Source organism: Paraferrimonas sp. SM1919 (assembly GCF_010993985.1).
GTDB lineage: Bacteria > Pseudomonadota > Gammaproteobacteria > Enterobacterales > Shewanellaceae > SM1919.
In genome coordinates, this window is record NZ_WINH01000014.1 from 41899 (window position 1) to 56799 (window position 14901).

Consider the following 14901-nt stretch of genomic DNA (forward strand, 5'->3'; position numbering starts at 1 on the left):
AACCCAAGCTATTTAGCTTGGGTTTTTTATTAAGTAGCATCAAAAATTAGCAGGCTAACTGGCTGGGATATCTTTCACTTTTTTCAGTGCAGCCATTAGCTCGTTACGATTTTCGATAAACACATCAGCAATTTTCTCACTGATGTCTTCAGCAATAGAATCATCTGCTTTAGCAATTAAATCTACGATTGAGTACATACAATCTAACCTTTGATCATAAGCATCGGCTAACTTCTTTTCCATGTACTCCCCTGCCGTGTCTCCATTGCGCTTTACAACGCGGTAAATAACTTCAACAGCCATGCGTGCTCGTCTCCATTTTTATAGATTTCAATAGCATACACAAAACACATGGATAAATAAACAGTAATCCTAAAATAACTCATGCATTAAAACTTGTGGAAAGCCGCAATAACCTCAATAAAATCTTCTAAGCCACAATCAGCCTCTAACAACGAGTTATCTATATTAAGAGCGTCATCATCGAGTGCCACCTCTTCCCCATGCAAGGCATTCGCCCACACCTGCACTTGACCATCTTCAATGACTAAGTTGACTTCACTACCGATGTGCTGCCATTTAGCACCGAGTTTAAAGGGATCTTCTGCCAACCATTGCTGCAACTGCTTTTGTAGTGACTTGTCGGCGGCGTACTCTTCATTAAACCAGACGGCAAAGGCTTCATGGCCCATTGAAAACTCTGTCACCAGCAAGCCAGTAATAGGATCTCTACGAAATTCTGCTTCCACTTAATTGTTCCTGCTCGTACACGGATATAAAAAAAGCCAGCGCAAAGCTGGCTTTATCACATCTCAATTCGATTTAGTCCGCTTTTTTTGCTTTCTCAATAGAGAATAGCTCAACTTCAAAAATAAGTGTGGAATACGGAGGAATAGCGCCCACGACGTGAGCGCCGTAAGCGAGCTCAGAAGGGATAGTAAAACGGAATTTAGATCCCACTGACATTAACTGAACACCTTCGGTCCAGCCTGGAATCACTCCGTTTAAAGCAAAGGTAATTGTTTCACCATGAGAGCTGTCAAATACCGTACCGTCAATCAAAGTACCATGGTAACGCACTTTTACTTTATCTTCAGCACTTGGCTTGTCGCCTTCAGCGGCAACCAGAACTTCATATTGCAAGCCAGAATCAGTAACGATGACACCGTCTTTCTTTTTATTTTCTTCTAGATACTGAGCACCTTCCATTTTCGCAGCTGCTTCAGCCTCTTGAGCTTGCGCTTGTCGCTTCTGCTGAATGCTTTCACCCAGTGCTTTAAGAATAGTTTGGATTTCTTCTTGGCTTAAGCTCAGGTTTTCTTCACCCTTAAGGCCATCTTTGAAACCCTGCGCCACAACTTCTGAATCAAAGCTTAAGCCTAAACCTGTTAGCTCTCCATTTTGTGCATGGGCATAAAGACCATTTGCGGCACCCATAGCATAAGCTTGTTTTTGAGCTTCGGTAGTAAGCTCCACCTTAGCAGGAGCAGCTTCGTGATTACATGCAGCTAAAGTAGCTACTGATAATGCCAATAGTGACATTTTAAATACAGACTTCATAAGTTCCCTTAAAATCAGATTATCTTCAGATCGTTTTTATAATTGCCAACTCTAACTTAGATATACAATACTTCCAAGTGCAAAGCATATAAGATTAAGCTAAATTTCAGATTAAGACTACATAGCACTCTTTTGGTTCATGGTTTGTGTTAATATTTGTACTTTTATTACTTTTGCGATTTTTATGACCCAAGAACATCGAATAGACTTACTTGAAATGAAATTAGCGTTTCAAGATGAAACCATTGAGAAATTAAATCAAGAATTAATTGAACTCAATGAAATCGTTGCGTTCCAAAAAGAACAATTGAACTATTTAACCAGTAAAATACAAGCTCTTGGTGGTAGCAACCTTGCTTCTGAAGATGAAGAAACCCCTCCTCCGCATTACTAACAGTTTATGCCTTAGTACTGTATTACTAATGCAAGGATGCGCCAGCAGTTTTGCTCCTGAGCATCCGTTGCTAATGGCGACAGCTAAAACAAATATTCATCAAGGCTATAGCCAGCAACCACTGCCACTAGACCAAGAATCTAATCTTTTACTTTATGCCCAAGAAATGGGGCGGCTTGAGCAACTTACTGGGGCTTTTACACAATCACAACGTCATTACCAACGAGCCATTGAGCTCTATCAACAGCAATGGCAAAGAGCCACTCTCTCAGCCACAGAAATAGCACAGCAGACCGCAGCGGTAATCATTAACGATCTTGCTATTAGCTACGGTGGTAATCCCTTTGAACAACTGATGCTACACCAATATCAGGGCATGAATTATCTATTTCAGGGTAATTTAGAAGCCGCTATGGTGGAAGCTCGGCAAGTGAACCAACTGCAGCAAATGCAATTACAGCAGTACCAAGGTGAGCACAGTGTGGCCGCGCTCGAATCCGGTGAGATTCAAAAGCAGCTATCCCAACTCAGTCGTAATGCCGGTAATCATGGCAGTTCATTGGTAAACAGTTATAACTATGTCTTTAGTGCTCTGCTGCATGATATCAGTGGCAATGCTAACGCCGCCTATATTGATATTAAGAAGGCCCACCAGCTCAGCCCTAATAACCCACAGCTTAAAAGTTGGCTGGCTGAATTAGCCCAAAAAGCAGAACTGGAAATGCCGCAGGGCTTTATCGGTGCTCCGGCCTCAAAAGGCCAAGGTACATTAGTATTACTTGGTGAACAAGGCTGGATTCAGGCTAAGAAGGCCATCAATATTCCGTTTTGGATTGACCGCAAATGGTATCGTCTATCTATGCCAAGCTATGGTCGCAGTTATCCCCCAGCACCACTCAAGCTGACTCTGGACAGTATTCCACTTAGTAATAACAGGGTGAATCAACTAGATAAGCTGGCCATCACCGCGTTAAAAGAACAGTACATCGCCATAGCGGCCAGGCAGATTGCCCGTATTTACGCCAAGGTTAAAGTTAATGAATCAATGGAATACGAAGCCCGTGGCCTTGAGCTAGCGGTAGAGATCTTTAACTTGATCTCAGAAAGAGCCGACCTTCGTAGCTGGCTGACACTACCCCAGGGAACTTCTTTAACTCGTAAGCATATCAGTGCCGGTAAGCATCAACTAAATATTAACGGTCAACTCAAGCAGCTTGAAATCAAACCAGGACGCACAACGATAGTTTGGGCCATCAAAGTTGACAACAAGCTTAAAATCCACTCTATTATTATTTAACTCAGAAAAGATCTTAGATCTAAATAGAAGGCAAAATTATGAAGATTAGCAACTATTTAATAGCCGTTTTTATCATTGCAACCGTCAGTGGTTGTTCTTCAAGGGTTGATTACGGTGATGCCCGTGAAGTCGAGACCGTTAACGAAAATTTCGGCTCTTCTGACGTACAATCGATTACCACTAAGATGGTCGACAGTATGTTGACTTTCCCACCAGTAGTGGCGATTACCGCCAATGAGCGACCGATCATCTTTGTGGATCGCATTAAAAACAAAACCACAGAGCATATAGATACCGAGTCCATTACCGACAGTATCAGCAATCAACTACTGCGCTCTGGCAAGTTCCGCTTTATTGATATGACTAAAGTAGAGGCGGTGAAGAAGCAGTTAAATTATCAAAATAACTCCGCTATGGTCAATCCTTCAACCGCAATTAAATTTGGTCGCCAAGTTGGCGCCGAATATATGCTTTATGGCAACCTTTCGAGCATCATCAAGCAAACAGACGATACCCGTGATGTTTACTACAAAATGACCATGAAGTTAATGGAATTAGAAACTGGGCTGGTTGAATGGTCTGACGAAAAAGAAATTCGCAAAACCAAAACTAAAACCCTATTCGGCCAATAAGGTTATTCTGGCTTAAATACCCCAATAAGCTGCTGATCGGCAGCAGCTTGTTGTTGCTGGTCATCCCCCTGTGATTGGGTATGGCCACACTCCATACACTCAATTTTTTCTACGTTATTTTCTTTAAAAAGCATTATGCTGTCGATGGCCTTACATTTCGGACAACTAGCACCGGCTATAAATCTTTTTTTAGTTTTCATAATAACTCCTAGTTTGGGCTAATCTTAAGCAAAAGTGCCAACGCCAACAAGCACCCTTGTTGGTAAGCATCAATATTTTTCGATACTATAGCGGCTGTTTACTTAATCTTAGCTAGCCTTATTTATGATCAGTATTAACCAAGTCCAATTACTTCGTGGCAGTAAAAGCCTACTGGACGAAGCCTCCTCTACAATTTTTCCAGGTCATAAAGTTGGATTAGTTGGTGCCAATGGCTGTGGTAAATCCAGTCTATTTGCTTTATTGCAGGGTAAACTGCAAGCCGATAAAGGTGAATGTCAACTTCCTAGCGATTGGCAATTAGCGAGCGTGGCTCAGGAAACCCCAGCGCTGGACACCTCGGCAATTGAATATGTCATCGATGGTGACCATGAATACCGTCAATTACAACAAAAACTTGAACTGGCGCAAAACCAAAATAATGGTGAAAAAATTGCCCTCATCCATGGTCAAATTGATGCTATTGGTGGTTATGCTATCCATGCTCGAGCCGCAGAGCTACTAGCGGGATTGGGGTTTTCTCAGAGTGAACAAAATCAACCGCTTAAATCATTTTCTGGTGGTTGGCGGATGCGTCTTAACTTAGCCCAAGCGCTATTATGTCGCTCTGATTTATTACTGCTTGATGAACCAACTAACCACTTAGATCTCGATACCATTTACTGGTTAGAATCTTGGTTAAAGCAGTATCAGGGGACACTTATTTTGATCAGTCACGACCGTGACTTTCTGGATAATGTCGTTTCTGAAATTATTCATATTGAGCACCAAAAGTTAAATAATTATAAGGGTGGCTATAGTGCCTTTGAGCGCATACGTGCTGAAAAACTCGCTCAGCAACAAGCACAATATGAAAAACAACAAGTCGCAAAAGCACATATGCAAGCTTACGTGGACAGGTTTCGCTATAAAGCATCAAAAGCAAAACAAGCGCAAAGTCGATTAAAAGCATTAGAAAAAATGCAGGATCTGTTACCTGCTCAGGCTGATAACCCATTTAGCATGAACTTCTTGCCCCCACAAAGCTTACCTAATCCCCTCGTTTCTATGGAAAATATTAGTGCTGGTTATGGGGATAACATCATTTTAAAATCCATAAAAATGAATCTAACAGCCGGCGCTAGAATTGGCCTATTAGGTCGCAATGGTGCGGGTAAGTCGACTTTTATTAAACTTCTAAGTGGGCAATTAGCACCAATTTCTGGAGTATATCAGGCCAGTCCGGGGCTCAGCATTGGTTACTTTGCCCAGCATCAGTTAGAAACCTTGAGGGTAGAAGATAGTCCTATCAATCACTTACAGCGACTTGCTCCCCTAGAGCGAGAGCAAAAATTACGTGATTTCTTAGGCGGCTTTGGCTTTAGCGGTGATAAAGCTACATCAGCAGTTGGACCATTTTCAGGGGGTGAGAAAGCCCGCCTCGTACTCGCGTTATTAGTTTGGCAAAAGCCAAATTTGTTATTACTCGATGAACCGACTAACCACCTCGATTTAGAGATGCGCCATGCACTCACTATGGCACTGGCACAATTTGAAGGAGCAATGATCATCGTATCCCATGATAGGCATCTTCTTAAAGCCTGTTGTGATGATTTTTACCTTGTTGACAATCAGCAAATCGCTCCTTTTACAGGGGATCTAGAGGATTACCATAGCTGGCTTCTGGAGTCCGCCAAATCCGCCAAGAGTAGCCTTAACAGCGCCACTAAAAACAGTGTCAGCCAAGACAAGAAAGAGCTTAAAAGGCAACAAGCTGAATTAAGAAAACAGCTGTCACCACTGAAAAAGTCCCAGCAAACCTTAGAACAGCAGCAAGCTAAATTAACAGAGCAATTAAATAACATTGAGCAGCAATTAGCAGATAACAGTCTGTACAGCGAAGACAACAAAAACAAGCTTAAACAACTGCTGTTAGACCAAGCTAGCTTGAAAGAGCAACTTGAAGAAAGTGAGTTAGATTGGCTTGATTTACAACAACAGATTGAAAATATTGAAGCGCAATAGCATGATTTGGAGAGAGCAACATTGGCAGCATTGTGAAGCCATCTACAGCCATACGTCGACAGCTAAAGAGTGTATTCGGCTGCAAGACCAACATGGCTGTAACGTCAATTTGTTACTGCTTGCTCTGTATTTGGATCGAAGTCAGTTACAACTAAGTCCAGTACACTGGCAGCAACTCAAGCAAGCGATTACCCCTTGGTATCAGCAAACTGTTGATCCATTTCGCAGGATTAGACGGAAGGCGAAATCACAACTTAGCGACCAGCACTACCAACAACTATTGGCAACCGAGTTAATTTTAGAGCGCCATGGGCAAACCATAGTAACCGCACTGTTACAAAAAATGCACTTGGAAACTACTCTAAAAACCACTAACTTAAAGATACTTATTGGCAATATTCAGCATAATTTCAATTGTACAATTTAAACTTGAGGCCACCATGGTGGGCCAAAAATCCACATATTAATACTATTTTATCCGGCCTTATTAACTTGCCTACGCCTGCCTATGAGAATTACCGGCTTGAATTAACCGATGGTGATTTTATTGATCTTGCATTTAGTTACCCTAGCTCAACCCCAAATAAAGTCATTGCACTAATGATTACGGGTTTAGAAGGTAATAAAGATTCAAACTACATCAAACGCATGGCACTAAAAGCCAATGAAAAAGGTTGGATAGCGGTTGTTCACCAACACCGAGGGTGCTCAGGGGAAGATAACCGCCACCTCAAGACATACCACAGTGGTGAAATCCAAGACATTAGCCAAACATTACAACATCTAACGCGGGCTTTTCCTCAACATAAATTCGTCATTATTGGATATAGCTTAGGGGGCAATCAACTGGGGCAATACCTAAGCTACTCAGTCCACCCTCAAATTCGCGCTGCGGCCATTGTTTGTGCACCGTTAGACCTAGCCAGTTGCTCGAGTGCATTAACCCAAGGAGCAGCTAAAATTTATCAAAAACACCTTATTGATAGCTTAAAAATCAAAGCCAAAAATAAATTAAAAAAATTTCCGCAAGCTCAAATAAACACCCAGCTCGATATCGATAAAATAACCACATTCTGGGAATTTGATCACCACATCACTGCCCCTTTGCATGGTTTCAAAAGTGCTTTCGATTATTACCAACGAGCAAGTGCTAAACCTAGGTTAAAATATATTAAGACCCCATGTTTAATCATCCATAACGTTGATGATCCCTTTATGGGTAAGGAAGTCATTCCTAGTAAGCAAGAGTTGAGTCATCAATGTTATTATCATAAAAATCAATATGGCGGTCATATTGGCTTTATCTGTGGCGGCCTCCCTTGGCGGCCAGAGTTTTCCTTAGAGCCTCAGCTTATGCAATTTTTTCAGGAGCAATTAGCACTATGTTGATTCCATTTGATGAACTTCAGCAGCTTGATAAAGCAACCCTAGAGTTATTGATCAAAGAACATTTATACAGCCAAATTGAAGATGGCAGTTTAGCCACATTCACCGCAGAAAATATTCAAGGTGCAATAGCTAGAACCTTAGATTTACTTAAAAAAGGTGAGTTAGTCGTTGAATATTCAGAAGAAAATGAAACTATCGCAATTAAAAACAAAGATTATTTGCCTAAATAGTGCTGCCCTCGTAGAATTATTGTTCGCTCAAAATTAATATTGTTTGCCTAATTCAAGGAAAGTTAATGTCAGCTAAACACCCTATCATAGCGGTAACTGGTTCATCAGGTGCAGGAACCACCACCACCACCAAAGCGTTTAAGCATATCTTTCGTCAATTAGGTGCGATTCCTGCATTAGTCGAAGGTGATAGCTTTCATTTATACACTCGTGCTGAAATGGAAGTAATGATCCGTAAGGCCAAAGAGGAAGGTAAAGATATTAGTTATTTTGGACCACAGTCCAATGACTTTAAAAAACTGGCAGAATTTTTCAAAGAATACAGTGAAACCGGTAGCGGGCAAATCAGGAAGTACTTACACACTTTCGATGAGGCAGTACCCTATAACCAAATGCCTGGAACTTTTACCCAGTGGCAACCCTTACCTGAAAATACCGATCTTCTGTATTACGAAGGATTACATGGTGGTGTTGTCACTGAGGATTATGATGTTGCCAGTGAAGTTGACTTATTAATCGGCATGGTGCCCATCGTAAATTTGGAATGGATCCAAAAAATTATTCGAGACACGAATGATAGGGGGCACAGTCATGAGAAGGTAATGAATTCAATTGTTCGCTCAATGGATGATTATATTACTCACATGACACCACAGTTTTCGCGCACCCATATCAACTTTCAACGAGTACCTACTGTGGATACCTCGAACCCTTTCAGCGCAAAGGATATTCCGAGTTTAGATGAAAGCTTTGTGGTCATCCGATTTAGAGGCATTGATAATGTTGATTTCCCATATTTACTTAGCATGATCCAAGGCAGTTTTATGTCGAGACGGGATACTCTGGTGGTTCCTGGAGGTAAAATGAGCTTATCAATGGAACTTATTTTAACGCCAATGATCCGCAAATTGATACAAAAGCGACACGCGCTTTTAAATACTAACTCTTAATTTATCGCATACGATATGGCAAGCCCTTTTGGTATTGCTCTAATCGATATTGGAGTTCGGCTTGGGCTTGTTCATCTTGCTCATCACTGGCGGCAATCGCTTTAGACTGCCACTGCAGTGCATTTGTAAAGTCACCAATTTCGGCATAAGCAGCGGCTAAGTTGTCAAGATGAATCGGATCGTCTCCTACTTGTTCAACCAATTTCAAACCTAATTTAACCGCCAAATAGCCATTACGGACATCATCTTCCGGACAAGTGGCTAGTAACCACACAATATTGCCCATTGCGGTTATATCATCAACCAATGCAAAATACTTTAAGGCCTTATTGCAGTCCAGTTCGACCTCTGTAGCAACTGAATAGATATAACCAAGTCTGAAATTCACTTTATCTGATTTAGGGTCTGCTAGGGATTCATAATAAACAACAGCTTTAGCCAAATCCTGGTTAACATAATCATCCTCAAAATATAAATCAGCTATGGCTTCAATGGCACCTTGATGGCCGTTATCCGCCGCATAAATCAGTTTTTCTAATGCTAATTCAGTATCTTGCTGCACACCTAGACCTAACAAAACGAGTAAGCCATAAGCATAATTGGAATCAATATCCCCCCTTTGTGCCTGAAAGCTTATCCAAGCAATTTTACTTTGTTTGACATCTTCAGCAACGGAAGGAAGCTTTCCTGCAAAAGCTAGGCATGGAATAACTAATAAAAATATTATCCTAAACAAAAGACCCTACCTGTTTATAAAATTTGAAGAATTTTGAGAAATTTTTGTCTCTTATTTGTTGAGCTTAGCCTATGTCCTTAGCAAATTTTGGCTTTTCTTAGAATAAAGTTCGACAATCCTCAGTAAAGGGTCTATTAATATATATAGTTCAAAAGGTTACATACTATAAATTTATACTAATGCAATTCCGATTTTGACTGAATAAAGCTGTATTTTAGGAAGTATTTTTCAACAATTCGGAGCACTTTTAAGAGGATAATACTATGGCGCTGATTGGTAAGCCCAAGCCCGATCCAACACTTGAATGGTTTTTATCTCATTGCCACATTCATAAGTACCCAGCAAAGAGTACACTAATTCATGCTGGTGAGAATTCAGACACTTTATACTATATCGTCAAGGGCTCGGTTGCAGTTTTAATCAAAGATGAAGAAGGCAAAGAGATGATCCTTTCTTATCTCAATAAAGGTGACTTTATTGGCGAACTCGGGCTTTTTGAAGAAGAATCAGAACGTACCGCATGGGTCAGAGCTAAAGCTGCCTGTGAGGTAGCTGAAATCTCCTATAGTAAATTTAAACAACTCATTCAAGTAAACCCTGACATTTTAATGAAGCTATCAGCGCAAATGGCAGCCCGTTTACAGGTAACCAGCCAAAAAGTCGGTGATTTAGCATTTTTAGATGTTGCTGGTCGTATCGCACAGACTCTATTAAGTTTGGCCAAACAACCCGATGCAATGACCCATCCAGATGGTATGCAAATTAAAATTACTCGCCAAGAAATTGGCCAGATTGTTGGTTGCTCAAGAGAAACCGTGGGTCGTATTTTAAAAATGTTAGAAGATCAAAACTTAATTCATGCGCACGGCAAAACCATCGTCGTTTATGGTACTCGCTAACCATTGCCACAAATGCTAAGACCCAGTTAATACTGGGTCTTATGTTATTAATAACTAACTGTTAGTACTTGAAAAAATCTTATCGGCTGAACTGGCCACAAATCCCTGATAAAGTGTGCCATCGGACATTGGATAACGTTTAGCAAACTCATAAAAACTACCTGGTAATGAGCAAGTTTTATCAGTAAAAATTACTTCGACATGATCAGCAACCGTTGCAGATTGTTCTAATAACTGCTGTGCTGTGCCTTTAATTAAACCACCATCGCTATTCATTTGATAACCATTGTCTTGCAATAGCTGATTTACCTGCTGAAGTTCATTCATACTGGTAAGGCGATTAATATCTAGAGTGAAATGGTTAGCACGATAACCGAAAGCAGCTACCCAAGCGCCATATTCACTTTCTTGTTTTAGTCGTAAATATTCATCATAGCTGAGATCCCATAAGCGCCCGCTATACGGAAAGTTTTCCGCCAATACTTGCTGCTCATCGACTTCAGCGACTAACTCACGAATCAAATTTTGAAACCCTGCAGAAAACGACTCTATTTGTAACTCAGAAATAAATACTTTGGGAAGATTACCTGAGATATGCTCTAAATGGATTGCATTGAGTTTTCGCTGTTCAAACTGGTACTCTCCTTTCACTTGATAGCCACCAGCAATAAAATGTCTTGCAAGCTGCATCATATTAACTTTGGCAAGATCAAAAGTTCTCAATGCAATATGATCGTTCACTATTGGACCATGTGCCTGGAATAGATGCTCTATCGCCTCAGCACTGGGCATTTGTTGGTAAAAATCATGTTTTAAAGCTTCAAATAAACCTTGCATATCACGATTCATATTTTCTCCTAAAACTTTAAGCCGGGACTGAGCACTTGCGGCAATGTTAAAGCTTCAAATTCCATCGAAGCCACAGGGTAAGCACAATAATCCGCAGCATAGAATGCTGAAGGCCGATGGTTACCAGAAGCACCTATCCCACCAAATGGGGCTGAGCCTGCTGCTCCTGTAGTTTGCTTATTCCAGTTAACAATACCAGCGCGACTTCTCGCCAGGAAGTAATCAAAATCGTCCCTTGAGTCGGCCAGCAGTCCCGCTGATAATCCAAATCGAGTATCGTTTGCCATTGCAATAGCGTCATCGAAACTATGATATCGAACGACCTTTAATAGAGGACCAAAGTGTTCCTCATCCGCTAACTGCTGCACATCAGTGACATCAACGATTGCCGGACTAATTAAGGCACAATTGGGTTTAATAAATTTAGCTTCTAATAGCAATTTACCACCGCTTGCAATTAATGCCTGTTGAGCATCTATGATCCCTTCTGCCGCTGATATCGAAATCATCGCCCCCATAAAAGGTTGTGGCTGGGCAAAGGCATCGTCAACAACGATATTGGCAGCCAATTCGACCAGTCTTTTAAGCAACTCCTCCCCTTGTTGGTCATCTTTGATATAAAGTCTTCTCGCACAAGTACATCTTTGTCCTGAAGAGATAAAAGCGGATTGAATTATTTCATGGCAAGCAGCGTCTATATCGCTTATATCTTTCACAATAAGCGGGTTATTCCCCCCCATTTCAAGGGCTAATATTTTGCCTGGATCGGCACCAAAGGTTTGCTGTAAATGAGCACCGGTGTTTGAACTTCCAGTGAAAAATAAGCCATCTAGTTTTGGTAAATTAACTATCGCCTTCGCGGTAGATAATTCCCCTTGCAACAAATTCAACACCCCTTTAGGTAAACCGGCTTGTTGCCATAAATTAACCATAACTTCAGCAACCTTAGGCGTTAAAGGTGAAGGCTTAAATAGCACAGTATTACCCGCCAAAAGGGCTGGCACGATATGGCCATTAGGGAGGTGCCCTGGAAAGTTATACGGACCAAAGACCGCTACAACCCCATGGGGATGATGCCTTAATACTGCTTGCGCACTTGTATTAATTTCAGTGATGCTGGTGCCGGTTCTTTGATTATATGCTCTAATAGAAAGATCAATTTTACCTATCATAGCTGCTACCTCTGTTTGGGTTTCCCACAGAGGTTTACCCGTTTCAGAGGCAATGGTTTCAGCGATATGAAGTTTATTCTGTTCCAATTGTATTTTGAATTGACCGATGAACTGACATCGTTTTTCAAATCCCAATAACTGCCATGGCATTTGCGCCTCACGCGCAGACTCGAATGCTTGCTCAACTTGCTCTGCAGAGGCACTGCACCCTTGCCAAATTATGTCGTTGGTTGAGGGATTTAAAGAATTAAACTTTTGCCCTTCACCTTCTATCCATTGCTCATTAATAAACAGCATCTCTCTTCCTTAAATCTCTATTACTCGCACTTGACCACCATTGTTGATCATTAGGCCATCAATCACTTTAGGCTCAAGGTGGATGACGGCGCCTGCAATTGTTGCCTCGCAAATCGTAGCCCTAAATTCAGTCAAACCTAAATTGGTCACTAAATACCGTGTTGTGGAGGTTACGTTATCGGCATTGACAGTGAATACTTGGCTATTTTTAACCGACTCTATCTGTGACAATTGACACTCAATAGTTGGCCCCGCATCAAAAATATCTACATAATTTCTGAAGCTAAACCCCTCTTTTTGCAACAACTTTAATGCTGGAGCAGTACTAGGGTGAACTTGGCCTATGACCGCCTGAGCGTCTTGCGGTAACAAACAAGTGTAGATTGGACTGCGTGGCATCAATTCGGCCATAAAGGTTTTTTTGCCAACTCCAGATAAATAATCGGCTTCTGGAAAGTCGATAGTAAAGAAATACTTTTGCAGCCAATCATAAAATGGTGAGGCGCCATTTCTGTCACTGACTCCACGCATTTCAGCTATCACTGTCGATGCAAAACGATGGGGATGACTCGCAAGAAATAACAATCGACTTCTTGATAACAACCGCCCGTTATCACCTTGTCGATAGTCTTCATCTAAATACAAAGTACATAACTCTGTGGCGCCAGTATAATCGTGGCACAAGGTGAGGGTTTGAACTTCATTCCTCACGTTTAAATCTTTGGAGTAATAAACTTCTTTACCTAAACGATAATGATAAAACGCATCTGCAGTACCTACAGCGGCCTCAATACCACAGGTTCCGACCACTTTTTGAGTCAGAGTATCCTCTAGTACAAACAGATAACTCTCATCATTGACAGTGGCAACATCTTTATTAATGGAAGCAACCGAGCGCGCAATTCGAGATTGCAGCAGTTCATCATCTTCTGGTAAGGAAGTGAAGCCATGTCCTGTTTTTTTGGCTACGTGCTTTAAAGCCTCAAAATCATCATGGCGAATAGGCCTAATTATTAACATACTGCTGGTTATTCCCAGTTGCTTACCATTAACTGCGCAATGGCAGCATCAAGCTTATTCAAAGCGAGCTCAACTTGCTCAGCGGTAATAATATAAGCCGGGGTAAAACGAACAACACTGGTCCCTGCAACCAGTATCATCAATCCTTGCTCAAGGGCGGCGTTAAGTATCATTTTAGCTTTACCCTGGTAGTTAGAGCTTAACTGTGCACCAATCAGCAAGCCTTTACCGCGAACGTCTGCAAATAGATCATATTTCTTGCCTAAAGCAAGTAGACCTTGTTTCAATTGCTCGCTGCGTGCAGCCACATTGGCATAGGTTTCTGGCTTATTGACTTCTTTTAGCACAGCTAAAGCGACCGCGCAGGCAAGCGGGTTACCACCATAGGTCGAACCATGACTACCAATCACCAAAGACTGCGCAATTTTATCTGTGGTCAACATTGCAGCAACAGGAAAACCACCGCCTAACGACTTCGCACTCGTTAAAATATCAGGCACCACCGGGGTTTGCATGTAAGCATATAAACTGCCTGTTCTTCCCATACCGGTTTGCACTTCATCAAAAACCAATAGGGCATTATGTTTGTCACACAATTGACGTAACTTAACAAGGAAATCATCATGGGCACTAATGACCCCGCCTTCTCCTTGAATAGGCTCCACAACTACCGCACATGTGTTATCACTGATTAGCTGCTCAAGTGCAGTGATATCATTAAAATCTATGTGTTCTACGCTCTGTGGCTTAGGTCCAAAACCATCTGAATACGCGGCCTGGCCACCCACAGTCACAGTAAAGAAAGTACGCCCATGAAAGCCCTGATTAAATGCGATGATCTGATCTTTATGCTCTCCAAAGTGGTCTTTGGCATAGCGACGCGCCAATTTAAATGCCGCTTCATTGGCTTCGGCACCGGAGTTAGCAAAAAAGACTTTCTCAGCAAAAGTATTATCAACTAATTCTTTCGCTAGCATCAAAGCGGGCTCGTTAGTCATCACATTAGCAACGTGCCAAAGTTTATCGCCCTGCTCATGCAAAGCTTTAGTCACTGTAGGGTGACAATGTCCTAAACAGTTAACCGCAATGCCACCCGCTAGGTCGAGATATTCATTTCCTTGCTGGTCCCACACTTTTAAACCTTCGCCACGAACCGGTACGATTTGTGCTGGGGCATAATTAGGTGCTTGGTACTTATCAAAATCGGCACGGACTGGGTGAACATTAGTCATAGATATTCCTTCAAAACTTTT

General features: G+C 41.6%; 18 protein-coding genes. 9 read left to right on the top strand and 9 right to left on the bottom strand.

Annotation, left to right across the window (positions count from 1 at the left end; all coding sequences use genetic code 11):
* Positions 1-54: 54 nt before the first annotated feature.
* The 3 genes from GFB48_RS09975 to GFB48_RS09985 all read right to left on the bottom strand — a co-directional run bounded on the left by GFB48_RS09975 (position 55) and on the right by GFB48_RS09985 (position 1560).
* A complete protein-coding gene (locus GFB48_RS09975; protein WP_163934748.1) occupies positions 55-303 on the bottom strand; it encodes a YebG family protein in 249 nt (82 codons plus the stop codon).
* 86 nt (positions 304-389) lie between these two features.
* Positions 390-749 carry a YacL family protein gene (locus tag GFB48_RS09980; RefSeq protein ID WP_163934751.1) on the bottom strand — a complete coding sequence of 120 codons (360 nt, stop codon included), beginning with the start codon at positions 747-749 and terminating at the stop codon, positions 390-392.
* A 73-nt stretch (positions 750-822) separates the two neighbouring features.
* Entirely contained in the window at positions 823-1560 is a 738-nt protein-coding gene (locus GFB48_RS09985; RefSeq protein WP_163934753.1) for an FKBP-type peptidyl-prolyl cis-trans isomerase, read from the bottom strand.
* Between the two features lie 184 nt (positions 1561-1744).
* Between GFB48_RS09985 and GFB48_RS09990 the strand changes: the two genes are divergently transcribed.
* From GFB48_RS09990 to lpoB, 3 genes are read left to right on the top strand one after another with little or no spacing between them, the layout of a single operon-like run.
* Positions 1745-1954 (top strand): SlyX family protein, encoded by a 210-nt coding sequence (locus GFB48_RS09990; protein ID WP_163934756.1) that lies wholly within the window; start codon positions 1745-1747, stop codon positions 1952-1954.
* Between the two features lie 28 nt (positions 1955-1982).
* Positions 1983-3251: a hypothetical protein gene (locus GFB48_RS09995; RefSeq protein WP_205597716.1), complete on the top strand. Its 1269-nt coding sequence runs from the start codon at positions 1983-1985 to the stop codon at positions 3249-3251.
* Between the two features lie 38 nt (positions 3252-3289).
* On the top strand, positions 3290-3883 hold the full coding sequence (gene lpoB / locus GFB48_RS10000; protein WP_163934761.1) for a penicillin-binding protein activator LpoB: 594 nt from the start codon (positions 3290-3292) through the stop codon (positions 3881-3883).
* A 2-nt stretch (positions 3884-3885) separates the two neighbouring features.
* Here lpoB and GFB48_RS10005 read toward each other — a convergent pair whose 3' ends face one another.
* Complete coding sequence (locus GFB48_RS10005; protein WP_163934764.1) at positions 3886-4083, bottom strand: YheV family putative zinc ribbon protein; 198 nt, start codon at positions 4081-4083, stop codon at positions 3886-3888.
* A gap of 124 nt (positions 4084-4207) precedes the next feature.
* Between GFB48_RS10005 and GFB48_RS10010 the strand changes: the two genes are divergently transcribed.
* From GFB48_RS10010 to GFB48_RS10030, 5 genes are all read left to right on the top strand, one after another.
* Positions 4208-6106 (top strand): ABC transporter ATP-binding protein, encoded by a 1899-nt coding sequence (locus GFB48_RS10010; protein WP_163934767.1) that lies wholly within the window; start codon positions 4208-4210, stop codon positions 6104-6106.
* 1 nt (position 6107) lies between these two features.
* Positions 6108-6533, top strand: coding sequence for a TIGR02444 family protein (locus GFB48_RS10015; RefSeq protein ID WP_163934770.1), 426 nt, complete (start codon positions 6108-6110; stop codon positions 6531-6533).
* Positions 6521-7495 (top strand): hydrolase, encoded by a 975-nt coding sequence (locus GFB48_RS10020; RefSeq protein WP_163934773.1) that lies wholly within the window; start codon positions 6521-6523, stop codon positions 7493-7495. The genes GFB48_RS10015 and GFB48_RS10020 overlap by 13 nt, the downstream gene beginning before the upstream one ends.
* Entirely contained in the window at positions 7489-7725 is a 237-nt protein-coding gene (locus GFB48_RS10025; RefSeq protein WP_163934776.1) for a YheU family protein, read from the top strand. The genes GFB48_RS10020 and GFB48_RS10025 overlap by 7 nt, the downstream gene beginning before the upstream one ends.
* A gap of 65 nt (positions 7726-7790) precedes the next feature.
* Positions 7791-8675, top strand: a complete 885-nt coding sequence (locus tag GFB48_RS10030) for a phosphoribulokinase (protein ID WP_163934780.1) — start codon at positions 7791-7793, stop codon at positions 8673-8675.
* A gap of 1 nt (position 8676) precedes the next feature.
* Here GFB48_RS10030 and GFB48_RS10035 read toward each other — a convergent pair whose 3' ends face one another.
* Positions 8677-9411, bottom strand: coding sequence for a sel1 repeat family protein (locus GFB48_RS10035; RefSeq protein ID WP_163934782.1), 735 nt, complete (start codon positions 9409-9411; stop codon positions 8677-8679).
* Between the two features lie 263 nt (positions 9412-9674).
* Between GFB48_RS10035 and crp the strand changes: the two genes are divergently transcribed.
* On the top strand, positions 9675-10310 hold the full coding sequence (crp, locus tag GFB48_RS10040) for a cAMP-activated global transcriptional regulator CRP (protein ID WP_163934785.1): 636 nt from the start codon (positions 9675-9677) through the stop codon (positions 10308-10310).
* A 54-nt stretch (positions 10311-10364) separates the two neighbouring features.
* Here crp and GFB48_RS10045 read toward each other — a convergent pair whose 3' ends face one another.
* Genes GFB48_RS10045 through GFB48_RS10060 form a run of 4 tightly spaced genes read right to left on the bottom strand, consistent with a single transcriptional unit; the run spans position 10365 to position 14880 of the window.
* On the bottom strand, positions 10365-11159 hold the full coding sequence (locus tag GFB48_RS10045; protein ID WP_163934788.1) for a DUF1338 domain-containing protein: 795 nt from the start codon (positions 11157-11159) through the stop codon (positions 10365-10367).
* Between the two features lie 8 nt (positions 11160-11167).
* A complete protein-coding gene (astD, locus tag GFB48_RS10050; protein ID WP_163934791.1) occupies positions 11168-12628 on the bottom strand; it encodes a succinylglutamate-semialdehyde dehydrogenase in 1461 nt (486 codons plus the stop codon).
* Between the two features lie 9 nt (positions 12629-12637).
* On the bottom strand, positions 12638-13648 hold the full coding sequence (gene astA / locus GFB48_RS10055; protein WP_163934794.1) for an arginine N-succinyltransferase: 1011 nt from the start codon (positions 13646-13648) through the stop codon (positions 12638-12640).
* An 8-nt stretch (positions 13649-13656) separates the two neighbouring features.
* The gene (locus GFB48_RS10060; RefSeq protein ID WP_163934797.1) at positions 13657-14880 is read right to left on the bottom strand and encodes an aspartate aminotransferase family protein; all 1224 of its coding nucleotides are present in this window, start codon (positions 14878-14880) and stop codon (positions 13657-13659) included.
* Positions 14881-14901 lie beyond the last annotated feature (21 nt).

Bases quoted from the DNA above. Each gene is read 5' to 3' on its own strand.
- GFB48_RS09975 (WP_163934748.1), bottom strand. From the start codon at position 303: ATGGCTGTTGAAGTTATTTACCGCGTTGTAAAGCGCAATGGAGACACG.
- GFB48_RS10015 (WP_163934770.1), top strand. From the start codon at position 6,108: ATGATTTGGAGAGAGCAACATTGGCAGCATTGTGAAGCCATCTACAGC.
- GFB48_RS10010 (WP_163934767.1), top strand. From the start codon at position 4,208: ATGATCAGTATTAACCAAGTCCAATTACTTCGTGGCAGTAAAAGCCTA.
- GFB48_RS09985 (WP_163934753.1), bottom strand. From the start codon at position 1,560: ATGAAGTCTGTATTTAAAATGTCACTATTGGCATTATCAGTAGCTACT.
- crp (WP_163934785.1), top strand. From the start codon at position 9,675: ATGGCGCTGATTGGTAAGCCCAAGCCCGATCCAACACTTGAATGGTTT.
- GFB48_RS10005 (WP_163934764.1), bottom strand. From the start codon at position 4,083: ATGAAAACTAAAAAAAGATTTATAGCCGGTGCTAGTTGTCCGAAATGT.
- GFB48_RS09995 (WP_205597716.1), top strand. From the start codon at position 1,983: ATGCAAGGATGCGCCAGCAGTTTTGCTCCTGAGCATCCGTTGCTAATG.
- astD (WP_163934791.1), bottom strand. From the start codon at position 12,628: ATGCTGTTTATTAATGAGCAATGGATAGAAGGTGAAGGGCAAAAGTTT.
- lpoB (WP_163934761.1), top strand. From the start codon at position 3,290: ATGAAGATTAGCAACTATTTAATAGCCGTTTTTATCATTGCAACCGTC.
- astA (WP_163934794.1), bottom strand. From the start codon at position 13,648: ATGTTAATAATTAGGCCTATTCGCCATGATGATTTTGAGGCTTTAAAG.
- GFB48_RS10025 (WP_163934776.1), top strand. From the start codon at position 7,489: ATGTTGATTCCATTTGATGAACTTCAGCAGCTTGATAAAGCAACCCTA.
- GFB48_RS10045 (WP_163934788.1), bottom strand. From the start codon at position 11,159: ATGAATCGTGATATGCAAGGTTTATTTGAAGCTTTAAAACATGATTTT.
- GFB48_RS09990 (WP_163934756.1), top strand. From the start codon at position 1,745: ATGACCCAAGAACATCGAATAGACTTACTTGAAATGAAATTAGCGTTT.
- GFB48_RS10030 (WP_163934780.1), top strand. From the start codon at position 7,791: ATGTCAGCTAAACACCCTATCATAGCGGTAACTGGTTCATCAGGTGCA.
- GFB48_RS10060 (WP_163934797.1), bottom strand. From the start codon at position 14,880: ATGACTAATGTTCACCCAGTCCGTGCCGATTTTGATAAGTACCAAGCA.